Source organism: Acinetobacter higginsii (genome assembly GCF_000369525.1).
Taxonomy (GTDB): Bacteria; Pseudomonadota; Gammaproteobacteria; order Pseudomonadales; family Moraxellaceae; genus Acinetobacter; species Acinetobacter higginsii.
This window is the reverse complement of the sequence record NZ_KB850070.1, coordinates 434,044-447,802: the sequence shown is the minus strand read 5'-3', so window position 1 is coordinate 447,802 and position 13,759 is coordinate 434,044. Positions and strand designations below refer to the sequence as shown.

At 37.5% G+C, this 13,759-nt stretch carries 7 protein-coding genes and 6 pseudogenes; 2 read left to right on the top strand and 11 right to left on the bottom strand.

Annotated features, from left to right (window positions below; all coding sequences use genetic code 11):
* The first annotated feature begins 195 nt into the window (after window positions 1-195).
* The gene (locus tag F902_RS02630) at window positions 196-1,722 is read left to right on the top strand and encodes a YadA-like family protein (RefSeq protein ID WP_026057577.1); all 1,527 of its coding nucleotides are present in this window, start codon (window positions 196-198) and stop codon (window positions 1,720-1,722) included.
* Window positions 1,723-1,794: 72 nt separating this feature from the next.
* A complete protein-coding gene (tpgA, locus tag F902_RS02625; protein ID WP_004681119.1) occupies window positions 1,795-2,610 on the top strand; it encodes a trimeric autotransporter adhesin/peptidogylcan-associated protein TpgA in 816 nt (271 codons plus the stop codon).
* A gap of 164 nt (window positions 2,611-2,774) precedes the next feature.
* Here tpgA and F902_RS21985 read toward each other — a convergent pair.
* The 11 genes and pseudogenes from F902_RS21985 to F902_RS02580 form a co-directional block, all read right to left on the bottom strand.
* A pseudogene (locus tag F902_RS21985) lies at window positions 2,775-2,885 on the bottom strand (integrase core domain-containing protein); the annotation flags it as partial.
* 277 nt (window positions 2,886-3,162) lie between these two features.
* Window positions 3,163-3,402 (bottom strand): annotated as a pseudogene (locus tag F902_RS23035) (integrase); the annotation flags it as partial.
* Between the two features lie 49 nt (window positions 3,403-3,451).
* A pseudogene (locus F902_RS02615) lies at window positions 3,452-4,210 on the bottom strand (IS5 family transposase); the annotation flags it as partial.
* Between the two features lie 84 nt (window positions 4,211-4,294).
* A pseudogene (locus F902_RS21975) lies at window positions 4,295-4,854 on the bottom strand (transposase); the annotation flags it as partial.
* 125 nt (window positions 4,855-4,979) lie between these two features.
* Complete coding sequence (locus F902_RS02605; protein WP_004681116.1) at window positions 4,980-6,239, bottom strand: type II toxin-antitoxin system HipA family toxin; 1,260 nt, start codon at window positions 6,237-6,239, stop codon at window positions 4,980-4,982.
* Between the two features lie 4 nt (window positions 6,240-6,243).
* The gene (locus F902_RS02600) at window positions 6,244-6,546 is read right to left on the bottom strand and encodes a helix-turn-helix transcriptional regulator (RefSeq protein ID WP_004681114.1); all 303 of its coding nucleotides are present in this window, start codon (window positions 6,544-6,546) and stop codon (window positions 6,244-6,246) included.
* Window positions 6,547-6,736: 190 nt separating this feature from the next.
* Window positions 6,737-6,880: pseudogene (locus F902_RS21970) on the bottom strand (transposase domain-containing protein); the annotation flags it as partial.
* A gap of 108 nt (window positions 6,881-6,988) precedes the next feature.
* Window positions 6,989-7,351: pseudogene (locus F902_RS23030) on the bottom strand (MbcA/ParS/Xre antitoxin family protein).
* 130 nt (window positions 7,352-7,481) lie between these two features.
* Window positions 7,482-10,664 carry a tyrosine-type recombinase/integrase gene (locus F902_RS02590; RefSeq protein WP_005200780.1) on the bottom strand — a complete coding sequence of 1,061 codons (3,183 nt, stop codon included), beginning with the start codon at window positions 10,662-10,664 and terminating at the stop codon, window positions 7,482-7,484.
* On the bottom strand, window positions 10,648-12,921 hold the full coding sequence (locus tag F902_RS02585) for a hypothetical protein (protein ID WP_005200779.1): 2,274 nt from the start codon (window positions 12,919-12,921) through the stop codon (window positions 10,648-10,650). The genes F902_RS02590 and F902_RS02585 overlap by 17 nt, the downstream gene beginning before the upstream one ends.
* Window positions 12,921-13,595 (bottom strand): hypothetical protein, encoded by a 675-nt coding sequence (locus tag F902_RS02580; protein WP_005200777.1) that lies wholly within the window; start codon window positions 13,593-13,595, stop codon window positions 12,921-12,923. Before F902_RS02580 ends, F902_RS02585 begins: the two co-directional genes overlap by 1 nt.
* Window positions 13,596-13,759: the final 164 nt, after the last annotated feature.

Here is a 13,759-nt window from a genome sequence, read left to right as displayed (position 1 = left end):
GGTGACAACATTGCGGTTGAACAGGCAGGGAATAAGGTCACTGTAGCAACGAAGAAAGATGTGATATTTGACAGGGTGACATCGACAGATATATTAGGTAATACATCTATTCTGAGTGCAACAGGCATAATTACACAAGACAAGGATGGAAAAAAATCTGCATCATTAAGTAATACGGGTTTATTTGTAGCTGAAATGAATGCAACTGGAAATACCTTGAGCAGCAGTAGTCTTGAAGCAGGTAAATTGACTGTAAAAGGCACTAACACACTGGTGCTAGATTCAGTGAAAGGTACATTGACTGGTTTGAGTAATAAGACACTTGGAAGTGGTGATTTTGCATCTCAAGGCCGCGCAGCGACTGAAGAGCAGCTGAACCGGGCGCAAAGTAATGTCGCATCTATTTTAGGCGGTAATGCAGCCAATAACGGTGGCCTGCTCAGCATGTCGAATATTGGTGGTACTGGTGAAAGTACTATTGATGATGCAATCAAATCAGTCAATCAAGTGGCTAATAATGCCAATAAAGGCTGGAATGTTAGCACCAATGGCGGTACAGCAAACAATGTGAAGCCAAACGATACTGTTGATTTCAGTAATAAAGATGGCAATGTCACAGTTTCAAATCAGGGCAATAACATTACTGTCGATTTAAACAAAGATATTGATTTGGGTGCAGCTGGTAGTGTAACGACCGGAGACACCAAAATTGATAATAATGGTTTAACGATTGCGGGTGGTCCAAGCGTAACCAAAAATGGTATCGATGCGGGCAAACAAAAAGTGACCAATGTTGCTGACGGTAAAATTACTGCCGATTCTCAAGATGCTGTGAATGGTGGTCAAATTCACGACATGATGGGTGCTGGTGCTTATGACACCAATGGAAATCTCAGTAATATTGGTGGTACAGGTCAAAGCAATATTAACGATGCTATTGCAGCAGTAAACAAAACCGCAGTTCAATCTAAATCGACTGTGACTGAAGGCAGCAATATCAAAGTTGTGAGCAATTCAAATGCAGATGGCAGTACTAATTATACGGTGTCAACAGCTGATGATATTACGCTGAACAGTGTTACAGCGAAGGATATTAATGCAGGTACTGTAACGACTGATAAGGTGGTTGCTGGCAATACCACTGTTGATAGCAGTGGCTTGAGCATTAAAAATGGTCCATCTGTGACCGCTTCCGGTATTGATGCAGGCAGTAAAGTAGTGAGTAATGTCAGCAATGGCGTGCAAAACAGCGATGCTGTGAATATGGGGCAGTTGTCTCAATACCTAGGCGGCGGTGCTGGCTATAACAACATCACGCAAAGTTTTGATGCGCCAAATTATCAAGTCAATGGTGGTTCTTATAACAATGTCGGTGATGCATTAGGTGCGCTAAATCAGGCCGATCAGGCATTGGGTAACCGTATTACAAATTTGGGTGATCAGTTACAACAAGCATTCTACTCAACAAATCAACGTATTGATGATGTTGAGAAAAAAGCCAATGCAGGTATTGCTGCGGCAATGGCATTAGAAAATGCACCGTACATTCCAGGTAAATACACTTATGCGGCAGGTGCTGCCTATCATGGCGGTGAAAATGCAATTGGTTTGACTTTACGTAAAACTGCGGATAACGGTCGCTGGTCATTGACTGGTGGTGTTGCTGCCGGTTCATCAGGTGATCCAAGTGTACGTGTTGGTATCAGTGGTGTAATTGATTAATGCATGGTGGGGAAAGAGCATGGTGGCTCTTTCCCACTTGTTTTTTAAATTTAATCAAGAATTGAGATGACAATGAAAACTTTATTAAAAACAATTGTAAGCTGTGTATTTTTAACTGGTGTGTTGAGTGGTCTAACACATGCAAAAGAGCAGATTAATTTACAGATGGCTGATGAGTCCGTTTCTTTTCCAGAAGTGAAAAAAAGTTACCTAGATCAAGTTCACCGTTATGAATATGATCAGGTACTGCGTCTGGAAAATGGCTTAACCAAAGACCAAATTCGTTATATTTTGGGCCATCCACATTTTAGCGAAGGCGTGTTTGGGGTTCGTGAATGGAACTATGTATTGGATATCCGTGTGCCTGAAACCCAGCAATACAAACGCTGCCAGTTACGTATCGACTTTGATAAAGACTACTTGGCCAAGGCATATTATTGGAAGGGTGAAGCCTGTCAGGGCTTGGCGCAATATGGTGCCAACAATCAACCTGTAGATAAAAATGCATTGGTTGTTGGAGGACTGAATGCCCAAGTTGCACAAGCTAGCGTACTATTCGCCTTTGACCGTTATGATGAGTCTGCGATTAACCGTGACTTTAGCCGCGTGGAAGAAATTGCAGAGGCCATTAAGCAGTCCGGCAGCCAGCGGGTTACTGTGACGGGTTATGCCGATAAATTGGGTAACTTTAACTATAACCAGGTTTTATCTGCACAGCGTGCGAATACCGTGGCTTATTTGCTAGCTCAACTGGGGATTGATCCGAATTACATTAAAGTCGATGCCAATGGAACAACCCGAATTTATAAAGAGTGTGAAGGTCAAACCAAATCTACTTCAACTGTGGAATGTTTAGCACCAAATCGCCGAGTAAATGTTAATTGGTAATAAGAATTAATGGAGTATATTGTGCTGATAAAGTAACTATATACTCTTTTTCCTTAAAATTAAGAGGTTTAGAAAGTAAAAATGATTTTAACCAAGGCAGTTTAAGCAAATTAAGATACAAACTAGGTAATCCTCCCATAAATAACCGAAGTTAAGAGTAGAGGTTAAGCAGCCATTAGAGGAGGCCTTCCTTTGTTGGCCTGGTGTGGTCTTTCATGATTGTAATGCCACAGCCAATTTGCTGCATAATCTTGTACTTCATCCAAAGTATCAAATGAAATATATGGCTCAACGGGCAAAAGCTAGTCCTCTGAGAATCAGCTTTCATATTGCATCCATTAGTATTCTGAATATTTAAAGATTCACTTCATTGGATTCAGCAGGTAATTTACCCAAGCATTTTGAAAATTTACTGGAAAAGCCAAGAAATACATTTTACCTGAGAGAAGAGCGAGAAGTTGCCCTAGGGTTGTGAAGGGAAAACCGCAGAAATACCCAAGAGAATACCAGTCAATTTCTTAACTGACTGGCATTAGGCCGTGTCGAGGTATTTCAATTAATGCCATTTCGCACTTGTTGTAAAATCCAATCCTCATATTCTTGTAGTGTTTCTTGTAGCATATCCATAGGTCGTACGATGTAGTGCCTTTCAACTAATGCACTTGGTTTATGACCTGATATCTGTGCTAAAGATCCTTCATTGATTTTTGCCCAAATAGCTAACGTTTTATATGATCTCCTCAATCCATGGGGAGTAAGTTCAATATTTAGTTTTTTACATATTTTCTCGGCTTTGTTGCACAAAGATTTGAAATGCAAAGCGCCCCTAATTGAGCCAAATTTAAGGCGTAACTTGGGTAAGTGGTCGACCTAATTCCGTAAATCTGTTAAGGACTGCTACACGTGCATGGATCTCATTCACTTGGCTATCAAAACTCCTTGCACTGAGTTTATCTCCTAATAATTTGATGCAATGCATCTTAGTTTCAACCAAACTTCGACGATGATAGCCTGACCATTTTTTCCATAGTGTCCTGCCTAAACGTTTAATTGTTCTAAGTAATTCATTTCGCTCTAGCGAGCTACTCTTTGTATCTTTCCATTGTTTCGCATTTTTTCTAGGTGGAATCACCGCATGCGCTTGCCGATCTGCAATGACCTGACGGCATTGCTTGGTGTCATAAGCTCCATCGGTATAAACAGAGTTAATCTGCTCATCTTGTGGAATCTGATTAAGTAAATCACCAAGCACCTGTGAATCACTGACATTATTGGTTGTAAGCTGAACTGCTCGTATTTGTAGGGTTTTAGCATCTATACCAATATGAAGTTTACGCCATTGGCGACGATATTCAGGTCCATGTTTCTTGCATTTCCATTCGCCCTCACCTAGAAACTTCATGCCTGTAGAGTCCATGAGTAGATGCAGCCCATCGCTACTTTTTTGGTAGCTGATTACAATATCAATATGCTTTTGTCTTCTACAAAGCGTGGTGTAATCTGGAGCTATCCAATTTAATTCGCAAAGTTTAATCAGACTTTGCACAAAGCCAGTGACCATACGTAAAGACAGACGGAATAAGGATTTAATCATTAAGCAGCTGAACTGTACCGGGTTTGTCGGAGACTTTTTTATTTAAGTTAGGCCACCTAGCTTAACGGGTTAGTCTTATCATAGTAGACCAATAAATAATCTCTTAAATAGGCTGTCTGATGTTTTTAAAATGCCATAACGCCCGGAGCTTTCTTTCCAAATTCTTTTAATTTATTCAGCATGATGCAAATCATGTAGATCTCGCTTAGTTTGATGTTCCCTTGCAAAGCGAAGCTTCCCATCAACTAGATCTAGGGGTAATACCCCCATTTTTAATTAAATTAATAGGTAGAAGCTGCGATCGGAAAAAATCTTAAAAATCGCCTCAACGCCATATAGGTCTTTATTGTTATGGATGAAATCCAGCATTATTTGTGTGGGCGTTCGAGCTCCACCTGGGCGAAAAAAGTGGCTGCTTTAAGGAGAATTTCATTCGCACGTTGCACTTCTTTATTTTCACGTTCGGGCTGTTTAATACGTTCTTGATATGGAAGTTGCTGTACTTTAATTGAATTTTGTTGATCTAAATATTTTTGATACCAAACTCGTAAAGTTTCAGGAGTGCAACCAATTTTAGGCGCAATCGCAGCCCAATTCGATGGATAATCTTTTTCAAATTCAATCAATAATTGAACCGCTCTATCTCTGATTTCAGGGGTATATTTAGGTTTTTCATCGGATCACTACGCTTCGCTACGTCTTGCGAAGCAATGCGTCTCATCTCAGAAAGTTTGGTCTCCGACAAACCCGGTACGGTTCACTTTGTAAAAGCTATTTAGTGCAATAAATTGATATTATGCTCAATCCTATTTTGGATCATTTGGATAGTCTCTGCTTGAATTTGTCCAGGTAATAGATCATGAGCGATATTGCTGAATCGGATTGCAACCTTACAAATCGAACTAATAATTTCATCGACTTCTTGGGCAGAAAGTTCCGCTTCCTGAGTACCAAGTTTTACAAGAGCTTGTCGAGGAATATCCAGTGCCTCACCCATGATATCCATTTGATGATATCCACCTGGCCCTTCACAGAAAGTAACATCATAGGCAGGGGATAGTTTCCATTGCCCATTTTGGGACATCAGAAATGAAAAGTTTTTGCAATGATCATCTCGATTATTGAAGACTACATTGAAAACAGCTCGCTTGAATGCAATTGCTTTTTCGCGAACATCATTGGTGCAAAAGTGTGCAGCGCGAAGAAAGTTACTGTAGTCTAAACTCCCTGGTGATTTAAAATCAGCTCCGGTGAAGGCCGCTAAACTTTGCATAGGGATACGCATGCCATCGTGGCGGTCAAATCTCTTTGATGCAAATGCGGTTAATCCATTCGGAAGAGTAAAATATTGAGTGTCAGGGGTATCAATATGACAATGACGCAAACATTCTGCATAAACAGCTTCAATTGCACAAACTTCAGGATGCTCTTGCTGAGCGGGAAATTTGATCAGCCAAGCTTCATGTTGATGTGAGCTAACTGTTGAGAATTCGTTGGTGACAGGATCACGATAGATGAGCGCTTTTGGCCTTGCACCTTGTGGAGATCCACCCATAATTAATAAATGCTGTAAAAATTCTGCACCTTCTCCTTTGAGAACTTCCTGAACTTCTTGAGCGAGTTTAATCAGTGGGATATTTTCAGTTAATGCGAACTCAGTTGCTGAAGGTTCAAAGGATAATGCTCCCATCGCATGTGTATTAATATACGTGAGTCTTTCTAATGGCCCAATCCGCGCAGGATTGAATCCATTTTTTTTAAATAAGCGATCCATAAGAAGCATGCCCCAACCATCGGGCAAGGCATCATATGTAGGACCTGGCAATCCCATTTGATGTGCAGGAAAGTTCGTTCTTAATGAGTCACCTTTTAACGGAAGTAGGTAAGAGGAAAGTTCTAAACCTTTACTGATCGCTTCTGGACTGTATTCAAAGGCGATTAATGGCCGACCTGTGATTGCGGTTGAGGAGACCAGTGTACCCCAAAGCCAATATTCACCCCATCCATTGTAGTAAACATTAAGTTTTTTGAGCATGGACTTATTTCCTTTTGATACGTTGGCGAGCCGTATTGCTCTCATAGCGGAGAATGTCATTTACACTGTTTAAATGAGGTTTAAAGAGTTCCTCTAATTCTTTTAATCGGCCTAATACCATGGCAACACGTACTAAATTTTCAAATGAAACATTTCGACCAGCTTCCAGATTAGATACTGTATTCACACTAACACCAGCACGTGTAGCGACGTCTGCCTGAGTCATTTCCAGATAAAGTCGTTCTTTGCGAAGCCTTTCACATAATGAAGTAACAACCTCTTCAGGTTTTTTGAATTTTAAATCCATAATATTGTATCTTATGTCTATATATATGTATTAAACCACAAAATAATGGAGTTATTAACTTTGCTCGTTAATCGGTAATGAGGTGATTTATGGGCTGATTAGATCCTATTAGATTAAAGAAGTCCAATTAGATATTTAAAATCTAAAGGAATCTAATACGTAAGCGTCCGCTGAACCCCATAGCTATTTTTTAATTCGATTCAGGTTTCCAGCGGTGTGGCAGTAATTCTTCTATTTGGGTCACTTTATGTGTGGGCAACCTTTTCAGCACATCACTTAAATAGGCATACGGATCAAGCCCATTCAGCTTTGCTGACTGTATTATTGACGGAATTAGGCCAGACATATACATCTTGAGAAGAAGAGGGGATTCTTATACCTCGCATTTGAATTATTGGAGAGGACTATCACTTTCAAATTTTTCTGTAATACTTTGCTTATCTTAAAGTTTAGCCTGAAGCCCTTCCACCAATTGTAAAACAGAGGTCAATCCCTGAGGGTTCTGAATCTGTTCTATTGGAATACCACTCAACAATTTATTGGGTAACATTCATAAAATGTTGCATCCATTTAGCCTCTCCACCTGTTAGAGCATCTAATGATATCGCAATACGAATTAAAATAATTGCGAGTTCTCCCTGACTTGAATCGGGATCTAACTCAAGCGAATTTAAAGTTTCCACTGAATCTAAATTGAGAACGATAGCAAGCTGGTCCTGTGTCAAACTAAGTTATTTTGCAGCTGATAAAACAGATTTAGCCAATACCTTTTTTGTTTTGCAATTTTTTCTGATGTTTTACGCATAACTGATCTCTGTTTCAGAGGTTACTGATACATAGAATTTATACTATTTTCTTATTGTTTCTTAGATATCCAATTTTTGCTAAAGATATATTAAATGTGGCTTTAGATAAGGAAGCAACGGTTAAATTATTTAACCGCATGTAGTGATTTTTAGACCTTCAACTTGCAGTTCAAGAGATCGAGGTCTGCCAATACAAGCTAGATGTAAGCAAAATTTAAATGCAGCAAGAGCATGACCATCTTTTACTGAGTAGAGTTGTAGACGAGGAAATTCCTCTTGAGTCGTAGGATGATCTGTTGTGCTCGATTTAGCCAGCTTTACTAATAAAGGTTGTTTCTTTTTATCTAACAATTGTACCAAGTCTTGTCCAAGTAAATGCCAAAATTGATGGGGAAATAAAGCCTTAACTTGGGAGTAAAAATGTTCGAGTTGATCGATATCCTTCCAGCGATAATGGATACCGGTATGTGAAGCAGTCACTCGATTTAAAAATACATTCAGGACGTATGCAATTTGTGTTGGTTTTTTACGAGCTATTTTCTGTAGATGTTCAAAAAAATAAGTCACTGCATGAAGCTCTTCAGCGCTATCAAGCATTGCTGGTTTTAAGTGGGTTGAGCTATCAATACTAAATAAACGGGGATTCCCTTTTTTTGATTTAATGTTTGCTAAATTTAGGGCATTTTCATACCAATAATTGACAAGCTCTTCTGGTAAGCACATACGTTGAGCTGCACTTTTAGGATCGTTAGTAGTCTCCAATATATTGAGCGTTTCATAGAAGCGTTGAAGTGAAATTTTAGAATCTTCTGTTCCAACAAAGAAAGCAAAAAAATCATGGGATTGATCTATTTGTAACGACAGTTCATCTAAAATGTCAGTAGCATTACTTTGAAGCCATTTTGTTTGATCGTTTAATAATATAGTTGCTAGAACGGCCTGGTTTTTTTCAAAATTAAAGTCTTTTTCATCATTTGTTATTTGCAAATTTTTAAACGTTGCATTGTGGCCCATAATTTTTTTAGCCAATTCATTAGGCATATCTGGATGATGTTTTAGTAGTTTTTGACCAGCTATGAGATAACTTAAATGAATATAGCTTTTGAATGTTTCAACTGGCTCTATATGTCCTAAGAGATGGGCGATAACAAACCAATGGTTTTGTCCATGTTGATTTTGAAGTAGCTCGGCTCGAATTTTTTGATATTCGTTTTCGCTATAGTCAGTTAGCTTTTGCACAAGTGGTGCATATTCAGAGTTCAGTAAAAGCGATAAATGATTCGCTGTAGTGTGACGAAAAGAGTGAAAGGAGTAATGATGCCCTTTAAAGACCTGATTTAATATCAGTTTTAGGGGTGCGGTGACAGTGTGTTTATTCAGTTTTTTATTTTCATTCAAGTTGCTGAATAAATATAAACTTTTCTTATTTTCTAAGCGTTTTTCAACAACAAAATCGCTAAAGAATTGGTACTCATCATCTTTTAGCAAAGCGTATGCAGGCACAATCCGTTCCGCACTATCCGTTTTGAGCAGATGTTGATTCCCTTGTTTTTTTGAACCATAAGGTTGAACCCAGATAGAAAATTGATTTAAACCCTCGATATCTTTTACACGTAACCCGAGTATTTCGTTAATACGCATACCAGTACGGTAAGCCAAAATATAAATGATTTTTAATAATTTATAGTGATGGTCTGAGATGGATTGGTTATGTAAGAGCTGATTTAACTTCTTTAATATGACCTGGAAGGCTGTGTGACCTATGATGCGTGCCCGTGGTCGACTTTGCGATGCAATAAATTCAAGTTCGAAATCTTCTGCTTGAAAAACAATTTGTTGAAAGGTATGAAAGCGTTTCAACATGTGGATTGTTTGGTCTTTAGATTTTTTAAACTCAGGTTGATCTACTTCATCAGCAAGTCGTGTATTGCTAATGATTTGTTGATAGATTTTGTTCAGCAGATCATTAATGTCATCGTCGGCATCGATGTATTGTAAGGCATGAGTTAAAAACGGTTCTGCGATCCGGGTGTAATATGTATAGATTGAACTATCTGCGAGTTTTTGATTGTCTTGAAATGCCTTCGTGTACTGAGTTGTATCAAAATCAAAGGTGGCTGATAATTTTTTTATTTGCTCTGAACTTGGTCGATAGAGACTGATGAGCCACAAAATAATACGTTTAGAAAACTCATTAAACTGCTCTTGGTGACGCAGGCAAAAATCAATAATGAGTTTAGCAGTGCCTTGGTCCGTTGATGTGCGCATAATTTTCAGCAAGTTTTTATGAATAAATATCACATTTTCTACTGCTTCAGACGTATTGAGATCTGGTAGGACTTTGGCTGTAGAAGAGACATTTCGTTCGATTTCAGCACTTAATTGAGTTTTAAATTTTGGGAATGCAAAGTTTTCAAACTCATGTTCTGATAAACCACACGTGAGAGTGTTTTCTAACAAACATTGTGAAAGGGCAGGATCAACATCTGCATTCTGCAGTTGTAGCCAATTAAAATTGGCGTAGTCACGTAAAAACTTAAAAGTCTTGTTGGTGTATGGATGTTTTATTTTTTGAAAAATGAGATGCAGATACGCATTCACGTCTAGACTGATGTCACGAATTTGTCTTGTATTGAAGTGAATGAGCCAGAGTCGTGTGAGTTGATCTGGGATAAAATTACGTGATTTTCGAATTGTTTTTTCATCAACAAATAGATCGCCATAGCTTGGAGAAAGTGGCTCTAAAAAGATGATATTAAAATCGAAAATTTTTTGGATTTTTTCAGGGTTTTTTAAATGTTCGAGCAAAGCATTTAATGAAGCTATTTGATTTAATCCACCGTATAACATTGAGCAAAGCAGAATATTCCCAATAATTTCATCATCAGAAAAAGCGGAACTATCTTGAGCAAGAATCCAGTAATCCCACAGTTTTTCGAGGATGATGTCAATTTCATGACCGGCTTGGATCCAATCTAGGGTGAAAATTGGTTCATCGCGTTTCATCTCAAAGGTGAGATAAGGTAGTGGGAGGTCTAGGTTATTACTTTTATTGAGGTCTTCGATATATGTTCGGAAGAATTCATGAGCATATTTTTTCCAGGCAAGATTCGGTGCTTTACGTTTAATAAACTCATAAATTGCAGGATAAGCTTGAATTAAGTCTTCATTTGAGAATTTTTGCTCATCAAAGTACTGTCGGAGCTCTTGTTCTGCATCAGCTCGTAGGTTCTTTTCTAATTCATTACGTTGAAGTTGACGTCTATCTTCAGCATAGCGTTTTTTTGGGATTTTTTTATTGAATGATGACATGAACTTCAATCCCGCTAATTTTAAATTGATCTTTCATTTGCTCTAAAACATTCGCAATTTTAGAAAATTGAGATAGTGATAAACTGGAAAAAGGATGTGCTGCTTCTTGTTGCATGAGCTCATGTCCAAAGAGAGCTAAAATCTCAGGTTCGGTAATTTTATGAGTCAAAAATGCACGAGCTGTATGGCGATGCCAATTTGCATGATCAAGTCCTAATTCAGGATGGAAATTTTTGACTGTAGAAGGACTTAGTGGTTTCCACTCATCATCTTGGATGATTCCCAAAAAGGGCAGCTTACTTGCTTCTATTTGTTGTATAACATCATTTAAAGCTGGATGACTCATCATGATTTGAGTCGAAAAATATTCTAAAAATTTAAGGAATTTTTTTATCTCTTCAACTAAAAATGAACAAAGTGGGATTAGACGTCCGAATCCATTGCGGCCGCCTACTTCTTTGTCAGAAACCATCAAAATTTGGCGTTTTAAATTAAAGTTTTTAAGAAATCCAGGGAATTCAGCAACGGGGCGTGCTGCTGTAAAAAGAAGGAGGATATGCCACATCCATATGTTGTAGTGGTTGTATATAGCAATCAGATCGTCTTCAGCTTGTGAAAAAATATTAAATTTCAATACAGCAAAAATCTCTGTAATGACCTGTGGTTTTGGAGCTTTACGACTACCAAAATGAATTATTGAAGCAGGGAGCGAAGGTACACAACTTTCATATGTGCTTGCTACATCTGCACAAAGTGATTTTAGAATATCAACATATTGTGCATGTAATCGTGGAATATTCTGATGACAATAAGAAACAGATGATGACTGATTGGCATCAATCCCTGTGATTAAATCTGCGAGTTGTTTATTCCCTGTTTTTGCAAGAACCATATGATGCAGTAGAGAACTCACTTTTACGACAGACAGTTTTGGAATCAATAATTCTTGTCTTAATTTGCGTAAATATTGCTGTATATCATCGAAACTAACCGAATCCATTTTGCGGAGATCCTCAATGAATAGATTCGGGATTGGAATGTCTAAATAGATCGTCTGATTAAGCAAGCTTTTTGAATACTCAAAATCACGGTTCTCAAATACATTAAATTTACTGCTTAAGAAGAACTGATCATTTTTATGGATCAATTTTTGGCGGTTATTTAAGTTTTTAGCTCGCTTGCTTTGTATATATAGCCACTCATTCACACTGTTGCCTGTTAAAAATGCGAGCATCAGGATCAAAGCACTTTTATTTTGATGTTCAGAGTAGTCCACATGAAGTCTTTTCAGGAGATGGTTCACGCTAGATGGATTCGGAAAAAAACTACTCGACGTGAGTAAATGTTCTTTGCGTTGAATATGTTTTGCAACAAGCGGTAGAACATAGCTTTGACTCGTTTCTGAATGTGCTGCGAGTGGTGTGACGTCAGTTGGATTGACAACAATTTGCCGATTAATCGGCTCATCAATTAAGGTTTCTATATTCAGTGCTTTAGATTTAGCCCCTTTTTTGATTTCGATACTTTCTTCAATGAATTGTTCTTCATCAAGAAACTGATGTTGAAGCTGTGTATCGATACTTGCACGTGCAATCTTCGCTTTGTTTTTTAAAACGTAGTTAAAAGTAATGCGAATATCATTGAGTAGATTGCGATCAAACTCAGGCAATTCATCCGTATCTAATGTGATCAGATGTTGAATAAATTGTTCTAAGCTCTGTGTTGGATCTTGAAGATAGGTACTCCAGAGACGTTGATACTCTTCTGTATTTTGATATTTTTTTTCAGTATCTAAATTTTTATTTGCAGTCCTAAAGCGCTGGAATAAGCGCTTTACGGTATTGAAGTGTTCTGTGTGTGCTTGTTTAAAAAGCTCTGGTTTAAGCTCAGGAAGAGCAATTAAATAAATTGCCGCTTTTAAAACTAGAATATTCCAATGTTGCGCATGAGTTTGTGAGTCAGATAATTGCGCAACTGAATTGATATATGAAGTGATCGGTAGATTGCTGATCTTAACTTTTTTAGAAAAAGAGATTACTGAAGGTTTGGGCAGATTTGACTGAAATTTTACATCGACGTTAAAGTAATCGAGATTGAGACCATCTAAAAAGTTGTCAGCCTGTTGCAAAGACAATAGTTTAATTACAAAGTTGATGTGTTGTGCACGTTCAAATCGCTCATCACCAAATAATTTTTCAATTGTTTTTTGGAGCGAAATGATAGGTAAATTAATATGTTCATTTAGATCATTCAACATTATGATCTCCAAATTTTTTCTGTACTTATACAACTATCAGAGTGATCAACGAGTTCTTTTACACATCTGCTGTTGAGTGATAATTCATTAAAAATATGTGTACGCTGTTGTTTGATATTTTTAGTACGCTGATTCAGTTGATTTCGAGAACATGAAAGTAGTTGTGCTAGCAGTTCCAGACTCATTTGATGATGTGGCTTTAAAGATGATTCTTTGTTAAGGGTCAATAGTGTTTGACGTGAAAGATGTGTGTTAATTAAATGCAATGTTTTTCGTGGATTTAACGAACGAATATCAAATTTTGTAGATTTGATGAATTGAATAAATTCACGACTGCATAACTCCATCAGAAATGCTAACTCATCCTCTGAAAAAGATTGTTGATGATGAATAATTAAAGTGACTTCATTAATATCTTGCTTTAAATAGCTAAGATATAAGTTAATATTATTGAAAATGGAGTAGTCATCAAATTCTGAAGTTTTCCACACATGGAGTTCTTTTATGCGATTAGAAATATCTAAATCTGCAGTGAGATTTTTAAACATATTTAAGTAGCATAAGTTGAAACCATACGCTTGTGGATGAATGGTGATTCTGCTTTTTTTGAAATTTTTTAGAGTACTTATCTGTGTTGCTGGAAACTTCAAAAGTAGTTCAGATGTCAGATCCATGTGTGCTATTGAATAAAAATAATACAGCAATATTCACGTATATTTAGAGTTTTTGAATATGGCAGGAGGTATCATTTTTTCCTTGTTTTTAAAGTTTATTTATTATTGAAAGTTTCAAATTTTCCTCCTCGATTAGATACTCACTATTAGTTAGCTATATTTGT

Excerpts from the sequence above, each read along its gene's own strand:
- F902_RS02590 (WP_005200780.1), bottom strand. The coding sequence starts at position 10,664 with ATGTCATCATTCAATAAAAAAATCCCAAAAAAACGCTATGCTGAAGAT.
- F902_RS02605 (WP_004681116.1), bottom strand. The coding sequence starts at position 6,239 with ATGCTCAAAAAACTTAATGTTTACTACAATGGATGGGGTGAATATTGG.
- tpgA (WP_004681119.1), top strand. The coding sequence starts at position 1,795 with ATGAAAACTTTATTAAAAACAATTGTAAGCTGTGTATTTTTAACTGGT.
- F902_RS02600 (WP_004681114.1), bottom strand. The coding sequence starts at position 6,546 with ATGGATTTAAAATTCAAAAAACCTGAAGAGGTTGTTACTTCATTATGT.
- F902_RS02580 (WP_005200777.1), bottom strand. The coding sequence starts at position 13,595 with ATGGATCTGACATCTGAACTACTTTTGAAGTTTCCAGCAACACAGATA.
- F902_RS02585 (WP_005200779.1), bottom strand. The coding sequence starts at position 12,921 with ATGTTGAATGATCTAAATGAACATATTAATTTACCTATCATTTCGCTC.
- F902_RS02630 (WP_026057577.1), top strand. The coding sequence starts at position 196 with ATGAATGCAACTGGAAATACCTTGAGCAGCAGTAGTCTTGAAGCAGGT.